The following is a 15,345-nucleotide window of genomic DNA, read 5'->3' as shown; positions in this document are numbered from 1 at the left end:
GGCGCTCAGCCGGGCGGCTCCTGCGCGTACAGGCCGGCGATGTCGGCGACGGTGATGTGTTCCATCGCCTCGCGGACGACGGCGGCGACCGGCAGTTCCTGCCCCGCGTCCGCGGCCATCAGCAGGGCGTTGGCGAGGTCCTTGCGGTGCCAGGTGAGCCGCATCTGCTCCATCTCGGCGATGGTGCGGCTGGCGGCGGGTCCGTCGAGGAGCGCGGCGCGCAGCTTGGCGGGCGCGACGCCCAGCGCACGGCCGAGCCGGAGCGCCTCGACGATCGCGGAGAGCTGGCCCCAGTGGCAGAGGTTGTTGACGGTCTTGCCGATCTGGCCGGAGCCGAGCGGTCCGAGGTGGTGCACGGTCCTGGTCCAGGGGGCGAGCTGGGGACGGATCCGGTCGAGGGTCGGCTCGTCACCGCCGACCAGGAGATTGATCTCACCGGCCTCGGCCGCGCGTACGCCGCCGGTCAGGGCCGCGTCGAGGACGCGTACGCCGCGCGGGGCCGCCTGCCGCGCGACCGCGCGGCAGGTGTCCGGTGTGACGGAGGAGCAGATCAGCAGGACGCTGCCGGGGCGCGCAGCCGAGAGCACACCCGTGGCGGGTGAGCAGACGTCCAGGACGTCCTGGTCGGAGGGGACCATCACGAGGATCACGCCGCTCGCCGCGGCGAGTTCGGGCACCGACGCGGCCGGCCGTGCGCCGTCGTCGGCCGCGTCGTCCAGGACGGCGCGGTCCTCGTCGTAGCAGTACGTGGGCAGACCGGCGCGGGCGAGGAAACCGGCGACCGGCCGGCCCATCGCGCCGAGGCCGATCAGGCCGACGGATTCCGGGTGCGCCTCGGGACGCGTCATCGTTCCCTCTTTCCCCAGCTCGACCAAAGGGTCATACCATTAACAGAAAGAGTACCCGGAGCCGGGTCCGGCGACACCGGAACGCGATCGGACGCGGCCAGGACGCGGTCCGGACACGGTCAGGTCGCAGCTCGGACCGGGCGGTTCCCAATTCCTGGCGAGAGCCGTGACCGCCGTCTACCCTCACCGCCATGACCGGTGATCACGCAACCGAAATGTCCCGTACGAGCGCGCGCCGCGGCGGCCCCGAGGTGGTGATCCGCCGGGAGCGCGAGGACGACCTGCCCACCGTGCGCCGCGTGCACACGGCGGCCTTCGCCGCCGAGCCGCGGGTCGCCGACCTGACAGACGTCCTGCGCTCCGCGCCCGCGCCGCTGGAACCGCTGTCGCTGGTCGCCGTCGCGGACGGCGAGGTGGTCGGGCACGTCCTGCTCAGCGCGAGCCGGCTGGACGCGCCGCGCCGGATCGTGGACGTGCTGGTCCTGTCGCCGCTGGGCGTGCTCCCTGAGTTCCAGCACCTCGGCATCGGAACCCGGCTGGTGTCGCGGGCGCTCGCGGAGGCCGACGAGAGCGGCGCCCCGCTGCTGTTCCTGGAGGGCTCGCCCGACTACTACAGCAAGCGCGGCTTCAAGCGCGCCGACGAATTCGGTTTCCGCGCGCCGTCGCTGCGCATCCCGGCGCCCGCCTTCCAGGTCGCGCCGCTGTCGGCGTACGAGCCGTGGATGACCGGGACGCTGGTCTACTCCGACCCCTTCTGGGCGATGGACTGCGTCGGCCTGCGCGATCCGGCGGACCTGGCGGACAGGGACGGGGACGGAGCCGACGCGGCACCCGCCGACGGGGCGGCGGAGCAGGAGGCCGCCCGGTAGCGGCGGAGCGGAGGGTGCGGGGCCGGCGCTCCGGCGGGCGCCGGCTGGAAAGACGATCAGCGTCGAGGAAGCGACTCTCCCGTGAGGCTGTCGGGCCGGCCCCGCCCGACACATGCTGCTGCACTCACCTTGCTATTGCAACTATCTCGCAATAACGGCATAGGGTGGGCCGCGGCACGCATACTCACTCTGTCGAAAGGGGCCGTGCCTGATGGGCACCTACGCGCTTCCTGACATGCCGTACGACTACTCCGCGCTGGAACCGGCCATCACCGGCGAGATCCTGGAACTGCACCACGCCAAGCACCACGCCGCCTACGTCAAGGGCGCCAACGACACGCTGGAGCAGATCGCCGAGGCCCGCGAGAAGGACCAGCTCGCCCCGGCCCGGCTCGTGGGCCTGGAGAAGACCTTCGCCTTCAACCTGTCCGGGCACGTCCTGCACTCGATCTTCTGGCAGAACCTCTCGCCGGACGGCGGCGACCGCCCCGACGGCGCGCCGGCCACCGCGATCGACGAACACCTCGGCGGATTCGAGGCGTTCAAGAAGCAGCTCACCACCGCCACGGCGAGCGTGCAGGGTTCGGGCTGGGGCGTGCTCGCCTGGGAGCCGCTTGGCAAGCGGCTGATCGTCGAGCAGGTCTACGACCACCACGGCAACGTCGGCCACGGCGCCACCCCGCTGCTGGTCTTCGACGCCTGGGAGCACGCCTACTACCTCCAGTACAAGAACGTCCGGCCCGACTACGTCACCAAGCTCTGGGACCTCGTCAACTGGACGGACGTCAGCGCCCGTTACGCCGAGGCCGCCGGCGTCTGACGCACGCCGCGCGGACCGGAACCGGGCCGCGCCACCGTGTCGTCCTCCCTCGTGCGTCCCGCGTTCTCCGGAGCCCGGCATGCTCGGGGGCGGGGCGGGGCGGGGGGCGGGGCAGTGGAGTTCAGCAGAAGCGGACGCTTGCGCGGGAGCGGCAGACGCTGGGTCGCGGGCGGCATCCTGACGGCGGCCGGCGCGGTCGTGTGGGCGGTCCTGACGCGCGGCGAGTCGCGGCAGACCGCCTTCATCTGTCTCGGCATGGCCGCGCTCGCCGTTCTCGCCGGGTTCAGGACGCTGCGCAAGGCGCGGCTGCCGTTCCGGCTGCGGATCGACGAGTACGGCGTCACGCTGCACGACACCCGGCTCGACTGGGGGCAGATCGAGGGGGTCGGGCTGCGCTACGGCCCCTCCGACGCCGACTCCACTCCCCCGGCGCCCGAACTCGTCGTCTATCCGGCCGCCGGCGTCGTCCTCACCGGCACGCCAAGGAGGTACGTGGCCGGCCGTACGGCGTATCTGCTGATCGACGGCGCCGAGGTCGACCAGGGCCTCGGCGCCCTGATCGACGCGCTGAAGCGGTACGCGGGCCCGCGTTTCGAGGGCGCGCCCCGGCAGTACCGCCCGGCCGCGGCGTCCGGCGCGCCCGGCCCGCTCGTGCCGGGCTTCGGCCCGGTCTCGGACGCCACCGGGCCGTTCGCGCCCGTCGACGCGGGGCCCGCCGTGGCGGGCCGTACGTTCGCCCCGCGCCGGACGGTGGCGCCCGTCCGGCACGGGCGGGCGCCCGTGGCTGCTGGTCTGGCCGGTCCCGGGTGAGTCCTTCCCGCTCCCCCGCACGGATGTGGTCGACGGCCACGAGACGTACGCCCTGGTCGAACTGCGGCGATTGCGCGATCCGGCGGACGTCGAGCCGGTGACCCGGCACTTCGCGGGCCGCCGGTACGCCGAGCCGCTCTGACCCGACGACGTCCTTGCCGAGACCACCTCACCACACCGTCAGCAGCAGGTGGTTGAGGAGCAGCGCCACCGTCGCCTGGGCGATCAGCCAGCCGCGGCGGTCCCGGGCCGGGAGCAGGGCGGCCGTCATCGGCAGCCAGAGCGTGAAGGGCAGCCAGATCCGCTCGGTCTCCGCCTTGCTCATGCCGGACAGGTCGGCGGCGAGCAGCGCGAGGAGCATGGCGCACGGCAGCAGCGTCTCCACCGGGACGTGTCCCGCGCGTCGGCGCCGCACGGCACCGGGGGCGCCGAGCACGGCGCGCCGCAGTCCGGCCGCGCAGGCCAGTCCGATCGCGGCGACGGTGGCGCCGGCATTGCCCCACACCCAGTACGCGTACGGCCGGATGCCGCCCCACCCCTGGTAGTAGCGGACCCTGAGCAGCCGGTACCCCTCCCACCAGTCGAAACCGGCGAGCGTGAAGCTCAGCACGGCGCACCCGACACCGGAAAGGGCGGCGGCGACCGCGATTGGCAGCCCTCCGGGGGACCCGCGGTCGCGGGTCGCGGCCGCGCAGAGCAGCACGGCGAGCGCCGGGATCACCAGCAGGACGAGACCGTAGGAGAGATAGAGCGCGGCGCCGAACAGCAGCCCGCTGCCGAGACCGGCGGTGGCCGCCCGGCCGGCGGACGACGCGGTGGCGGCGACCGCGAGCAGCGCCAGCGCCCAGGCGGCGACGGCCGCGAAATACCCGTCCGCGGACGCCCCGACCCAGATCGCACCCGGGGTGAGGACGAGGAAAGGCGCGGCCGTACGGGCCGTACGCTCCCCCGCGTCCCCGCCGCCCAGGGCGCGGAGCGTGACGAGGACGGCGGGAACGACGGCGCTGCCCACCGTGATGCAGAAGGCGCCCGCCCAGGCACCGCCGCCGAGGCCGACGCGGTCGAGGCCGACGAAGGTCAGCACCGCCAGCGGCGGATGGCCGATGACATGGGTCTCCCAGGACTGCGGTGTCCCGGCGAGGATGTGTCCGGTGAAGCCGCGCAGGGCGCTGCCGGCGTCGTGGAAGTGGCCGATGCCGCGCAGATATTCGCCCGGTTCCGTCAGCCGTCCCGCGACACCGCGCCGCCAGCCGTCGATCAGCGCGAGCGACCACGTCCAGGCCGCCGCGGTCGCCCAGGCGGACCATGTGAGCCACCCCCACGGCAGCCGCCGGGCCACGGCGGCCCCGTAGCCGACGACCAGGACGGCGACCGCGACGGCCGCCGGTGTGCCGGGGCCGGCATGCGGCTCCCAGGTCGCGGTCAGCGGCGGCCACGACACGAGGACGCGGCCGTGGCCGAGCAGACCGCCGACGACCGCGGCGGCCGCGAAGAGCAGCAGTGCGGCGCCCGCGGTGAGCAGATCCCGGCGCCGTCCGACGGACGGGGCTCCGGGGTCGGTGGACGCGGGCGGGCCGGGGAGCGCGGGCGGGCGGTGCCGTACGGGAATCACCTTCGCAGCCTAGGAACACCTCGGGCCGCCGCCCGCCGGGCGCGCGCGGACGTCAGAATTCCGTCATATGTCGCGGCGGCCGAATACGGGGAGCCGCGTCCTAGTGTCCAGGGCATGAAGATCTCCGCCCGCCTTCCGTCCGGCCCGTGGCGCAGTCCGCTGCGCGGCCCGTGGCTGACGTCGGTATTCGGTCTGGTGCTGCTCATCGGTATTCCGGTGCTTTTCCTGACCGGGCTGCTGTCGTACGCCGCGTACAACCCCGATCTGTCGCCGGTCAACGACAAGACGCCGGACAAGGGCCTGCTGGGCTTCTACCTCTTCTCCTGGCCGACCCGTCCGTACTGGCTGTACCGGGTGAATCAGGGCGTGCACGTGACGCTCGGCATCGTGCTCGTCCCTGTGCTGCTGGCCAAGCTGTGGTCGGTCGTGCCGAAGCTCTTCACCCTGCCGCCGGTCCGGTCCGTCGGGCACGCGCTGGACCGGCTGTCGCTGCTGCTGCTCGTCGGCGGCGGAATCTTCGAATTCCTCACCGGAATTCTCAATGTCCAGCTCGACTACATTTTCCCCGGCTCCTTCTATCCGCTGCATTTCTACGGTGCCTGGGTGTTCTTCGGGGCGGTGACCGCCCATGTGGCACTGCGGCTCGGGCGGACCTGGCGGGCACTGCGCGGCCGGAATGTGTGGGCGGAGCTGCGGACCTCGCGCACCGGCACCCGCCCGGAACCGCCGGACGACAGCGGGCTGGTGTCCACCCACCCGGCGGCGCCGACGATGTCCCGACGCGGCGCCCTCGGCATGGTCGGGCTCGGGTCGCTCGCGCTGTTCGTGGTGACGGCCGGGCAGAGCCTGGGCGGCCCGTTGCGCCGTACGGCACTGCTCGCGCCGCACGGCCGCAGCCCTGGCGGCGGTCCCGGCGGCTTCCCGGTCAACAAGACGGCCGGCTACGCCCGGATCCGCGCCCGCGATGTCGACGACAGCTGGCAGCTCGTGGTCGGCGGCAGGGACGGAGCGCGCGTGACGCTCTCCCTCGACCAGTTGCGGCGGCTGCCCCAGCACGGCGCGGGACTGCCGATCGCCTGCGTGGAGGGCTGGTCGACGGAGAACCAGCACTGGGAGGGTGTGCGGCTGGCCGATCTCGCCGGCCTCGTCGGCTACGACACCGACCCGCCGGGGGTGTTCGTGGAGTCGATCCAGCGCGGCGGCGCCTTCCGGGCGGCGGCGCTCCGCGACAACCAGGTACGGGACCCGCGCTCGCTGCTCGCGCTGCGGGTCAACGGCGCGGTACTGACGCCGGACCACGGATATCCGGCGCGCATCATCGTGCCCAATGCCCCGGGTGTGCTCAACACCAAGTGGGTGGGCCGGCTCACCTTCGGCGCGACGACCGCGGGAGGCCACGCGTGAACGGCTCCGAAAAACCGGAAGCAGCCGAGCCGGAAGGGGCCGAGCCGCCCGTCCGGCGGCGCCGCCGTACCCTCGCCGCACGCTTCCGCGGGCTCTACGGCGAATCGCCGTGGCACCTGCTCACGCTGCTCGGCTGCCTGGCCGTGTGCGCGTACGCCGCCCAACGGCTGCTGGAATACGACTGGTTCGAGGTCGCGAAATGGATCGTCCTCGGCGCGCTCGTCCACGACCTGGTGCTGGTGCCGCTGTACGCGGGCGCCGACTGGCTGCTCGGCCGGGCGCTGCGGCGCGGCAGGCCGGTGCCGCAGCCGGTGGCGGGGCCCGGGCAGGACGGCGCCGCGGGCGCCGAGCGGGACACCGCGGTCCGGGTCCTCAACCACCTGCGGGTCCCGGCGTATCTGTCGCTGCTGCTCCTGCTGGTGTACTGGCCGCTGGTGTTCCAGGACGCCGAGCCGTACGCCGGTGCCACCGGCCTGGACCCGACGGTCTTCCTCGGCCGCTGGCTGCTGATCACGGCCGTCCTGTTCGGGCTGTCGGCGCTGCTGTTCACGCTGCGGTCCGTCGTACGGCCGCGGCGCGGGCGGGATGCCGCTCCCCCGCCGGAGGGCGTCTCGCCCGACCGCCCGGAGGCATTGTAGAAAGGAGCCCATGGGCTCCCTCTCCGGCTCCGCGGACTCCGGTCACGACGCGGAAGCGATGGTCAACGCCGTACTGACGGCGTCGCGACTGCTCTTCGCCGTGTCCGCGCGCTCGCTCGCGGCCGTCGAGGAGACCCTGACGCTGCCGCAGTTCCGCATGCTGGTGGCACTGCATGTCCGCGGCACGCTGAGCCTGTCGCTGCTGGCCGCCGAGCTGGACGTGCAGCCGTCCACCGCGATGCGGATGCTCGACCGGCTGATCGCCGCGGAGATGGTGACGCGCGCGATGTCGCCGACGGACCGGCGCATGACGCTGATCTCGCTGACCGGCAAGGGCACCCGCACGGTGACCCGCGCCACCGAGCGGCGCCGTACGGAGATCGCCCGCATCGTGGCGGCCATGCCCGTACGCCAGCGGCACGACCTCATCGACGCGTTGCAGGCGTTCACCGAGGCGGGCGCGGAGCCCTCCGTACGGCCGGCCGGGTCACTCGACCTCGGCTGGTGATCCGCCGGCCGCGCGCGGCACCAGGCGGAGCGCGGCCAGCACGGAGTCGAGCTGGGCCGTATGGGCCGACGACATCACCTGCGGCCCGGCCCCGAGGTCGGAGACCGAGCGGCGCAGCCCGGCGAGCGCGAGCAGGGTGCGCAGCGGAACGGGCCGGTACGAGGCGGTGTCGTCCACCGCGGTCGGCGCAGTCATCCGGGTCTCCTCCGTCTCGCATCGGCCACTCCCCGACGGGCCCGGAGAGCGTCGTTCCGCACGGACAGGAATCTGCCCAACTACGCGCCCTGTGCAAACTTTGCCCAAGCCAACGATCCGGCGTACGGCACATGAACCTCCGTCGTCCGCGGCCCCGTTCGGCGTCGGCCCGGCCCCTTCCGACGCCGACCAGCGCCACCGCCCGGTCATCGGTGGTGAAGGTGACCTACGTCAACGTCGGTCCGTGACCGCAGGCGTGTCCGTGGCGGTGGCTGTGGCCGTGCCCGTGGCCGCCGCCCAGTGGGCGAGCAGATGGTCGAGGACGGTGAGGGCCCGGTCCCAGCTCTCGGCCGGCGCCGGCTCGCTGCGGCTGAACGCGCCGCCCAGTTCGAGGCTGACGAAACCGTGGAAGACGCTGCCGAGCAGCCGTACGGCATGGGTCTGCTCGGTCTCGGCGACGTCGTAGCCGCGCAGGATCGCGCGGGTCATCCGGGCGTGCCGGGTGCCCGCGCGCACCGCGTCCGCGAGCACCCCGGCATCGGCGCCGCCGGTCGTGCCGAGCGGCTGCCGGGTGGCGGCATAGCGGCCGGGGTGCTCGGTGGCGTAGTCGCGGTAGACGTCGCCGAGCGCGGCGAGCGCGGCCCGTCCGGAGCGGCCCGCGATCGCGGCCTCGCCGCGGTCGGCGAGTTCGTCGAGCGCGAGGACCGCGATCCGGACCTTCAGTTCCTCGGAGTTGGCGATGTGCGCGTACAGGCTGGCGGTCTTCACCCCGGCGCGGCGCGCCAGTTCGCTCATCGTGACGCTGTCGAACCCGGCCTCGTCGGCCAGTTCGGCGCCGGCCTCGGCCAGCTTCCGTGGTGTGAGTCCCGCGCGCGCCATCCGTACGTCCCGCACCTTCCGCCGTCCCCGGGGCCGTACCTGGAGGCCCGTACCTACAGCCTATAGGTTCGGGTGCGGGCGCGGCGGTCAGGGAGTGCTGGGCGCCGCGTCCGCGGTGTCGACGGTCTCCGCCACGGGGGCGGCCTGCGCGGGAGCCGGGGCGACGGCGGCGGGTGGACGGTTTCTGCGCGGGAAGCGGCGGGCGATGGGTTCGGTCCAGCGGGCGGCGGGCGGGCCGAGGATCACCAGGATCAGCACATACGCGGTGGCCAGCGGGCCGATCCGCGATTCGGTGCCGACGGCGAGCCCGGCGATGACGATGGAGAATTCGCCGCGGGCGACGAGGGTGCCGCCCGCGCGCCACCGTCCCGCGGACCTGATGCCGGCCCTGCGGGCCGCGTACCAGCCGGTGGCGATCTTGGTGAAGGTCGTGACCACGGCCAGGATCAGCGCGGGCACGAGCACCGGCGGGATGTCGGCAGGAATGGTGCTCAGCCCGAAGAAGACGAAGAAGACGGCCGCGAACAGGTCACGCAGCGGGGTGAGCAGGCTGCGGGCGCCCTCGGCGACCTCGCCGGACAGCGCGATGCCGACCAGGAAGGCGCCGACGGCCGCGGAGACCTGGAGTTCCTGCGCGACACCGGCCACCAGCAGGGTCAGGCCGAGCACGACGAGCAGCAGCATCTCGGCATTGTCGGAGGAGACCGCGCGGCTGATCAGGCGGCCGTGGCGCAGCGCGACGTACAGGACGATGCCGACGGTGCCGAGCGAGATGAGCAGGGTCAGGGTCCCGCCGGCCAGGCTGACGCCCGCGAGCAGGGCGCTGAGGATCGGCAGGTAGACGGCCATGGAGAGGTCTTCGAGGACCAGGACGCCGAGGATGAGCGGGGTCTCGCGGTTGCCGAGCCGGCCCAGGTCGCCGAGGACCTTGGCGATCACCCCGGAGGAGGAGATCCAGGTGACACCGGCGAGGGCGACGGCCGCGACCGGTCCCCAGCCGAGCAGGAAGGCCGCGGCGGCGCCGGGCAGTGCGTTGAGTGCGAAGTCGACGGCGCCGGAGGGATATTGCGTCTTGAGATTGGAGACGAGTTCCGAGGCGCTGTATTCCAGGCCGAGCAGGAGCAGCAGCAGGACGACGCCGATCTCGGCGCCGGTCGCCACGAATTCCTCGCTGGCGTGCAGCGGGATCAGGCCGCCTTTGCCGAAGGCGAGGCCGGCGAGCAGATAGAGCGGGATCGGCGAGAAGCCGATACGGCCCGCGAGACGGCCGAGGATGCCCAGGGCGAGGATGATCGCCCCCAGCTCGATGAGCATGTCGGAAGCATTGTGCACAGGCTTCTATCCTCCCGTGATCAGTTCGGCGACGGCGTCGACGCCCTCGCGGGTACCGACGACGACGAGGGTGTCGCCGACGGCAAAGCGGAAGTCGGGGGTGGGTGACGGGGTGGCGGACGTACGCCGCAGCACCGCCACGATGGAGGCGCCGGTACGGGTACGCGCCTGGGTGGCGCCGAGGGTGAGCCCGGCGTACGGCGACCGCTTGGTCACCGTGATGTGCTCGGTGACCAGGTCGATCTCGAAGTCCTTGCGCAGGTGCCCGACGGGGTCGGGCGGCAGCAGCCGGGCCAGTGCGGTGGCCTCGTACGACTCCAGCACCACGGCGTCCTTGCAGGCGTCGTCGTCGCCGGGGTCGTGGAAGGCGAGCGTGCGCCGTCCGTCGTGGTGCACGACCACCGACAGGTGCCGGCCGGCCTCGGTCTTCACGTCGTAGCGGACACCGACTCCCGGTAGCGGGGTTTTGGTGGCGCGGGTGGTGGGTTCCATGAACGTGCTCCATCGGGGGACGGGACTTGCGGTGTGCGGGACCTGCCCGACCCCGGAGGGAGCCGGACGTTCAGACGCAGGGCGCCGGGAGGAGATCCGTATCGGGTACGGCGTCGCGTGGGCGAACCATGGCGTACCCTCCTCAACTCGTCGGCGCAGCTTTCTTAAAGAGCTGGTCAAGACTCTAGCGCACGGCATAACGGATAAATTCCGCATACACCTATGCAGTGGGTCACCCGTACCGGAAAAGCGTCCGCTCCGGACCGCGGGGGTGCGCGGGCCGGAGCGGACGCTGTACGGGACGGTCGGGTCCTTCGGGTTGTGCGGGTCCTGCGGGTCCTGCGGGTCAGCCGCCGGTCGTGGCGTGCGTGGTGACGACCATCCAGTCCAGCACCGGGGTGCTCTGGAGGTAGACCAGCACACACATGAAGGCCAGGAAGATCAGGCTCCAGACGATCACCCGGCGGAAGAGGATGCCCTCGCGGCCCTCGAAGCCGACGGCCGCCGCCGCGATCGCGAGATTCTGCGGGGAGATCATCTTGCCGAGCACGCCGCCCGAGGAGTTCGCCGCCGCCATCAGCGTCGGCGACAGGTCGGCCTGGTGGGCGGCGGTGATCTGGAGCGCGCCGAACAGCGAGTTGGACGAGGTGTCGGAACCGGTGACCGCGACGCCGAGCCAGCCGAGGATCGGCGAGAGGAACGCGAAGGCGCCGCCCGCGCCGGCCACCCACAGGCCGAGGGTGGTGGTCTGGCCGGACTCGTTCATGATGTAGCCGAGGCCGAGCACCAGCATCACGGTGAGGATCGCGAATTTCAGCTGGTCCAGGGTGCGGCCGTACGCGCGCAGGCTGCGCCGGACGCCGACCTGGAGCAGCAGCATGCTGAGCACACCGGAGATCAGCAGCAAAGTGCCCGCCGCCGACAGGTAGTTGAGCTTGAAGGTGGTCGCGACCGGGTCGCCCGCGGCATTGGTGATGTGCAGGCCGGGCCACTTGACGATGTGCGTCACCGATTCGATGCCGCTGCCGGTGGTGCCGACCTTCGTCGGCGGCTTGCCGGTGATCGCGGACACCCGGGTGGCCAGCACGAACACCACGATGATCGCGAGGTAGGGCGCGTACGCCTTGAAGATGTCCAGCGGCGTGTCCCGGGTGGGGCGTTCGGTGTCGGCGCTGACGCGGGTGAGCACGTCGGAGTCGGAGGAGCCGCCGTGTTCACCGCCGCCGCCGGTTCCCGTACCCGATCCGCCGCCCGTGCCGGTTCCCGGACCTGTGCCGTCGCCGGTACGGCCCGGGCCGGCGGCCGTATTGCCGAAGCCGTCGCCCTCGGTGTCGGTCTCCGTGTACGTCTCGCTCGCCCGCCACACCCGGGTGAGCAGCAGCAGCGCCAGCGCGGCGGCCAGCGCCGCGATGATGTCGGCGAGCTGGACGGACCAGAAGTTCGAGGACAGGTACTGGAAGAGGGCGAAGACGACACCGCAGAGCACCGCGGGCTGCCACGTCTGCCGCAGGCCGCGCTTGCCGTCCACGATGAAGACCAGGGCGAGCGGCACGAAGAGCGCCAGCACCGGGGTCTGCCGTCCGACCATCGCGCCCAGGTCGTCGACCGGCAGTCCGGTGACGCCGGACAGGGTGGTGATGGGCACGGCGATCGCGCCGAAGGCGACCGGCGCGGTGTTGGCCACCAGGGCGACGGTCGCGGCCTTCAGCGGCCGGAATCCCAGGGCGATCAGCATCACCGAGCACATCGCCACCGGTGTGCCGAAGCCCGCGAGCGCCTCCATCAGCGCGCCGAAACAGAAGGCGATGATGATGGCCTGCACGCGCTGGTCGTCGCTGATCGAGGCGAAGGAGCGGCGCAGCACGTCGAAGTGCCCGGTCTCCACGGTCAGGTTGTAGACCCAGATCGCGTTGATGACGATCCACATGATCGGGAAGAAGCCGAAGGCGGCGCCCAGGACACCGCTGTTGAGCGCGTCACCCAGCGGCATCGAGTAGGCGCCGGTGGCGACGACCACGGCGACCACCAGGGAGATCAGCGAGGCCAGCCACGCCTTCATCTTCAACACGCCGAGCAGCACGAACAGTACGAGCAGCGGGAGGATCGCGACGAGGGAGGACAGCCCGAGCGAGTCCCCCAACGGCCGGTAGTCCTGTTGGTAGTTGGCGAGGATCATGGTGCACCCTTTTTCTACGACGCTGGAGAGGACGGGTCCACGCCACGGGACGGCTGATCCGTGGTGATGGTCTTGGGGGTGGCGTACGACAGGACGGTGCCGGGGCCGTCGAGGGCCCGCGCGAGCAGCCGGTCCACCGGCACACCGCGGATCGAGGCGTCGAGCACCTGCACGGTGTGGGCCACCGGCAGCCGTTCGCCCATGCGGGCCAGGGTGGTCGCGACCTGCATCCAGCAGCCGGGATTCGCGGTGACCATCACCTGGGCGCCGGTCGCGAGCACGGCCTTCGCCTTGCGCTCACCGAGTTCGCGGGCGGGTTCCGAGTGCAGCAGGTTGTAGGTGCCCGCGCTGCCGCAGCAGATGTCGGCCTCGGCCAACTCCCGCAGTTCCAGGCCGGGGACACCGCGCAGCAGCCGGCGGGGCTGGTCGCGTACGGACTGGGCGTGTGCGAGGTGGCAGGCGTCCTGGTAGGCGACGGTCATGGGCAGCGGGTGGCGGGTGGCCACCGGGCCCAGCTCGTCGAGGAGTTCGGTGATGTCCATGACCTTGGCGGCGAGGGCCTCCGCGCGGTCCGCCCAGCCGGGTTCGTCGCGCAGCTGGTGGCCGTACTCCTTGAGATTGGAGCCGCAGCCCGCCGCGTTGACCACGATCGTGTCCACACCCGCCGCCTCGAACGTCTCGATGACGGACTTGGCGAAGCGTTCCGCCTCGGGTGCCCGGCCCGCATGGGCCGACAGCGCCCCGCAGCAGCTCTGGCCGCGCGGCACGACGACATCGCAGCCCTCGGCGGCGAGCACCCGTACGGTGGCGGCGTTGACGTCGGGGAAGAAGGTGCCCTGGACGCAGCCGGTGAGCAGGCCGACGGTACGGCGCCGGGTGCCGGTCGCCGGGGTGCGCTCGGGCAGCTTCTCGACCGGGCCGAGCTTGGGTGCCAGCGCTTCCATGGCCTGGAGCGGGCGCGGCAGCCGGCGCAGCACCCCGGCGCGGGCGAGCAGCCGTCCGGCGCCGGAGGACTGGTACGCCCGCAGGGGGCCGCGCAGCGCGCGCAGCCGGCGCGGGTAGGGGAAGAGGCCGAAGATCAGGGCCCGCAGCAGCCGTTCGCCGCGCGGTCGCGGGACCCTGCGTTCGAGCTGTGCGCGGGTGCTCTCGATGAGCTTGTCGTACTGCACGCCCGAGGGGCAGGCGGTCACGCAGGCCATGCAGCCCAGGCACTGGTCGAGGTGGCGGACGCTGTCGGCGTCGAAGGCGTCGCCTTCGAGTCCGCCTTTCATGATGTCGATACGGCCGCGCGGGCTGTCCATCTCCTCGCCCCACAGCACATAGGTGGGGCAGCTCGGCAGGCAGAAGCCGCAGTGCACGCAGTCCCCGATCAGCGCGGCGTCCGGCGGGTGGACCGCGTCGAAGGCGCTGCCGGGCGGCGGTCCGCTGCCCGGCATGCCGAGGGCGACGGTGGCGGCGCCCGCGCTGGGCGCGACGGCGGGGCCGAGGACGGGCGGCGGCGTCGGGCGCGGGGGTGTCCCGGGGGCGGCGGGGGCCGCGGGGGGCCGCCCGGCCGCGTCGCCGTTCACGGAACCGGCCGTGCTGTGCGGTCCCTTGGGGGTGTCCGCGGTCATCTAGAGTCCTCCGAGCAGTCGGCCGGGCGACAGGCGCCGCTCGGGGTCGAACCGGTCCTTGACCCGGGTCATCAGGCCGAACGCGTCACCGACCGGCCCCCAGTGGTCCAGCACGGCGCGCGCCGCGTCGTCGGCGGCGAGCACCACGGCCGAGCCGTCGTACGGCGCGATCGCCGCCCGCAGCGCCGCGAGGTCGCTGTCCGCGGGCACCGCGAAGTAGCCCACACCGGTGCAGGCGGACGCGGTGCCGGTGGCGCCGTCGGGCAGTGCTTCGAGCACCCGCGGCAGCGCGAAGGGTTCGTACGCCAGCCGCAGCACGAGGGCGCCCGCCGGCCGGACGCCGAACCATGAAGGCGGTGCCTCCGCCGCGCGGCCGGCGCCGAGCAGCGCGATCGCGGCCCGGGTCTGGGCGCGCACGGACGCGGCGCTGCTCTCGAAGAGCGCCGTCAACTCCCCTGTCCCGTCAATCCAGTTGAGTTCGACGGCGGTGGGGGTCAGCGTGGATCGGGCGAGCAGCGCGGCGTACCGCCCGGCGCGTGCCGCGTCCGGTACGGGTACGGTCACGGCGCCGGTGACCGGCGGCAGCGGGTGCAGCCGCCAGGTGGTGGAGACCAGGACGCCGAGGGCGCCGTGCGCTCCGGTGTAGAGCTTGCCGAGGTCGTATCCGGCGACGTTCTTGACGACCTTGCCGCCGGACCTGGCGACGGTGCCGTCCGCGAGGACGACGGTGACGCCGATCAGCAGGTCGCGGGCGGTGCCGTAGCGCAGCCGGCGCGGTCCCGAGGCGTTGGCGCTGACGATGCCGCCGAGGGTCGCGCCCGCCTCGGGCGGGTCGAGGGCGAGCATCTGGCCGTGTTCCGCCAGCCGTTGCTGGAGCCGGGCGAGCGGGACGCCGGCCTCGGCGACCACCACGAGGTCACCGGGTGCGTGCTCGACGATCCGGTCGAGCCCGGTGGTGCGCAGCAGCAGGTCGCAGGAGGTGGGCGGGGCGGCCCAGCCGGTCTTGGTGCCGGCGCCGACCGGCACGACGGTGCCGGTGGTGGACCGCAGCACCTCGGCGACCTCGGCCGCGGTCGCCGGTTCGACGGCGTCGGCGGCTACGGTACCCGCCACGGTGCGGACGGGTCCGACAGGGTGGGGCGTGGTCAT

The 15,345-nt window shown here is 72.9% G+C and carries 15 protein-coding genes; 6 read left to right on the top strand and 9 right to left on the bottom strand.

The annotated features are described in order from the left end of the window. Window positions 1–5 precede the first annotated feature (5 nt). Window positions 6–848, bottom strand: coding sequence for an NAD(P)-dependent oxidoreductase (locus BM076_RS21810; RefSeq protein ID WP_093715341.1), 843 nt, complete (start codon window positions 846–848; stop codon window positions 6–8). Window positions 849–1,039: 191 nt separating this feature from the next. Between BM076_RS21810 and BM076_RS21805 the strand changes: the two genes are divergently transcribed. The 3 genes from BM076_RS21805 (at window position 1,040) to BM076_RS21795 (ending at window position 3,347) form a co-directional block, all read left to right on the top strand. Next, window positions 1,040–1,717 carry a GNAT family N-acetyltransferase gene (locus BM076_RS21805; RefSeq protein WP_245796207.1) on the top strand — a complete coding sequence of 226 codons (678 nt, stop codon included), beginning with the start codon at window positions 1,040–1,042 and terminating at the stop codon, window positions 1,715–1,717. Between the two features lie 211 nt (window positions 1,718–1,928). Next, entirely contained in the window at window positions 1,929–2,537 is a 609-nt protein-coding gene (locus tag BM076_RS21800) for a superoxide dismutase (RefSeq protein WP_093715340.1), read from the top strand. Window positions 2,538–2,675: 138 nt separating this feature from the next. Then, window positions 2,676–3,347: a hypothetical protein gene (locus tag BM076_RS21795; RefSeq protein WP_093715339.1), complete on the top strand. Its 672-nt coding sequence runs from the start codon at window positions 2,676–2,678 to the stop codon at window positions 3,345–3,347. Window positions 3,348–3,516: 169 nt separating this feature from the next. Here the strand turns inward: BM076_RS21795 and BM076_RS21790 are convergent, their stop codons facing one another. Then, window positions 3,517–4,959 (bottom strand): hypothetical protein, encoded by a 1,443-nt coding sequence (locus BM076_RS21790; RefSeq protein WP_407640689.1) that lies wholly within the window; start codon window positions 4,957–4,959, stop codon window positions 3,517–3,519. A 114-nt stretch (window positions 4,960–5,073) separates the two neighbouring features. Between BM076_RS21790 and BM076_RS21785 the strand changes: the two genes are divergently transcribed. From BM076_RS21785 to BM076_RS21775, 3 genes are read left to right on the top strand one after another with little or no spacing between them, the layout of a single operon-like run. After that, window positions 5,074–6,363, top strand: coding sequence for a molybdopterin-dependent oxidoreductase (locus BM076_RS21785; protein WP_093715338.1), 1,290 nt, complete (start codon window positions 5,074–5,076; stop codon window positions 6,361–6,363). Further along, window positions 6,360–7,001 carry a hypothetical protein gene (locus BM076_RS36735; protein WP_218160104.1) on the top strand — a complete coding sequence of 214 codons (642 nt, stop codon included), beginning with the start codon at window positions 6,360–6,362 and terminating at the stop codon, window positions 6,999–7,001. Before BM076_RS21785 ends, BM076_RS36735 begins: the two co-directional genes overlap by 4 nt. Window positions 7,002–7,011: 10 nt before the next feature. Then, a complete protein-coding gene (locus BM076_RS21775) occupies window positions 7,012–7,509 on the top strand; it encodes a MarR family winged helix-turn-helix transcriptional regulator (RefSeq protein ID WP_093715337.1) in 498 nt (165 codons plus the stop codon). On the opposite strand, the gene BM076_RS21770 is transcribed toward BM076_RS21775, so the two are convergent. From BM076_RS21770 to BM076_RS21740, 7 genes are all read right to left on the bottom strand, one after another. Continuing rightward, a complete protein-coding gene (locus BM076_RS21770; protein WP_093715336.1) occupies window positions 7,489–7,704 on the bottom strand; it encodes a hypothetical protein in 216 nt (71 codons plus the stop codon). The genes BM076_RS21775 and BM076_RS21770 overlap by 21 nt on opposite strands. Window positions 7,705–7,935: 231 nt before the next feature. Next, window positions 7,936–8,583, bottom strand: a complete 648-nt coding sequence (locus BM076_RS21765) for a TetR/AcrR family transcriptional regulator (RefSeq protein WP_093715335.1) — start codon at window positions 8,581–8,583, stop codon at window positions 7,936–7,938. Window positions 8,584–8,670: 87 nt separating this feature from the next. Then, window positions 8,671–9,915, bottom strand: a complete 1,245-nt coding sequence (locus BM076_RS21760) for a cation:proton antiporter (RefSeq protein ID WP_245796206.1) — start codon at window positions 9,913–9,915, stop codon at window positions 8,671–8,673. 6 nt (window positions 9,916–9,921) lie between these two features. After that, a complete protein-coding gene (locus tag BM076_RS21755; RefSeq protein WP_093715334.1) occupies window positions 9,922–10,407 on the bottom strand; it encodes a cation:proton antiporter regulatory subunit in 486 nt (161 codons plus the stop codon). A 346-nt stretch (window positions 10,408–10,753) separates the two neighbouring features. Further along, on the bottom strand, window positions 10,754–12,583 hold the full coding sequence (locus BM076_RS21750; RefSeq protein ID WP_093715333.1) for an L-lactate permease: 1,830 nt from the start codon (window positions 12,581–12,583) through the stop codon (window positions 10,754–10,756). Window positions 12,584–12,597: 14 nt separating this feature from the next. Next, on the bottom strand, window positions 12,598–14,196 hold the full coding sequence (locus BM076_RS21745; RefSeq protein WP_218160103.1) for a (Fe-S)-binding protein: 1,599 nt from the start codon (window positions 14,194–14,196) through the stop codon (window positions 12,598–12,600). Then, window positions 14,197–15,345, bottom strand: a complete 1,149-nt coding sequence (locus BM076_RS21740; RefSeq protein WP_093715332.1) for an FAD-binding oxidoreductase — start codon at window positions 15,343–15,345, stop codon at window positions 14,197–14,199. It lies immediately after the preceding gene.

Origin of the sequence: Actinacidiphila alni, assembly GCF_900112845.1 — a bacterium.
Taxonomy (GTDB): domain Bacteria; phylum Actinomycetota; class Actinomycetes; order Streptomycetales; family Streptomycetaceae; genus Actinacidiphila; species Actinacidiphila alni.
This window is presented reverse-complemented; position numbering and strand designations above follow the sequence as displayed.

Bases quoted from the DNA above. Each gene is read 5' to 3' on its own strand.
- BM076_RS21740 (WP_093715332.1), bottom strand. From the start codon at position 15,345: ATGACCACGCCCCACCCTGTCGGACCCGTCCGCACCGTGGCGGGTACC.
- BM076_RS21770 (WP_093715336.1), bottom strand. From the start codon at position 7,704: ATGACTGCGCCGACCGCGGTGGACGACACCGCCTCGTACCGGCCCGTT.
- BM076_RS21775 (WP_093715337.1), top strand. From the start codon at position 7,012: ATGGGCTCCCTCTCCGGCTCCGCGGACTCCGGTCACGACGCGGAAGCG.
- BM076_RS21755 (WP_093715334.1), bottom strand. From the start codon at position 10,407: ATGGAACCCACCACCCGCGCCACCAAAACCCCGCTACCGGGAGTCGGT.
- BM076_RS21765 (WP_093715335.1), bottom strand. From the start codon at position 8,583: ATGGCGCGCGCGGGACTCACACCACGGAAGCTGGCCGAGGCCGGCGCC.
- BM076_RS21805 (WP_245796207.1), top strand. From the start codon at position 1,040: ATGACCGGTGATCACGCAACCGAAATGTCCCGTACGAGCGCGCGCCGC.
- BM076_RS21750 (WP_093715333.1), bottom strand. From the start codon at position 12,583: ATGATCCTCGCCAACTACCAACAGGACTACCGGCCGTTGGGGGACTCG.
- BM076_RS21785 (WP_093715338.1), top strand. From the start codon at position 5,074: ATGAAGATCTCCGCCCGCCTTCCGTCCGGCCCGTGGCGCAGTCCGCTG.
- BM076_RS21810 (WP_093715341.1), bottom strand. From the start codon at position 848: ATGACGCGTCCCGAGGCGCACCCGGAATCCGTCGGCCTGATCGGCCTC.
- BM076_RS21745 (WP_218160103.1), bottom strand. From the start codon at position 14,196: ATGACCGCGGACACCCCCAAGGGACCGCACAGCACGGCCGGTTCCGTG.
- BM076_RS21800 (WP_093715340.1), top strand. From the start codon at position 1,929: ATGGGCACCTACGCGCTTCCTGACATGCCGTACGACTACTCCGCGCTG.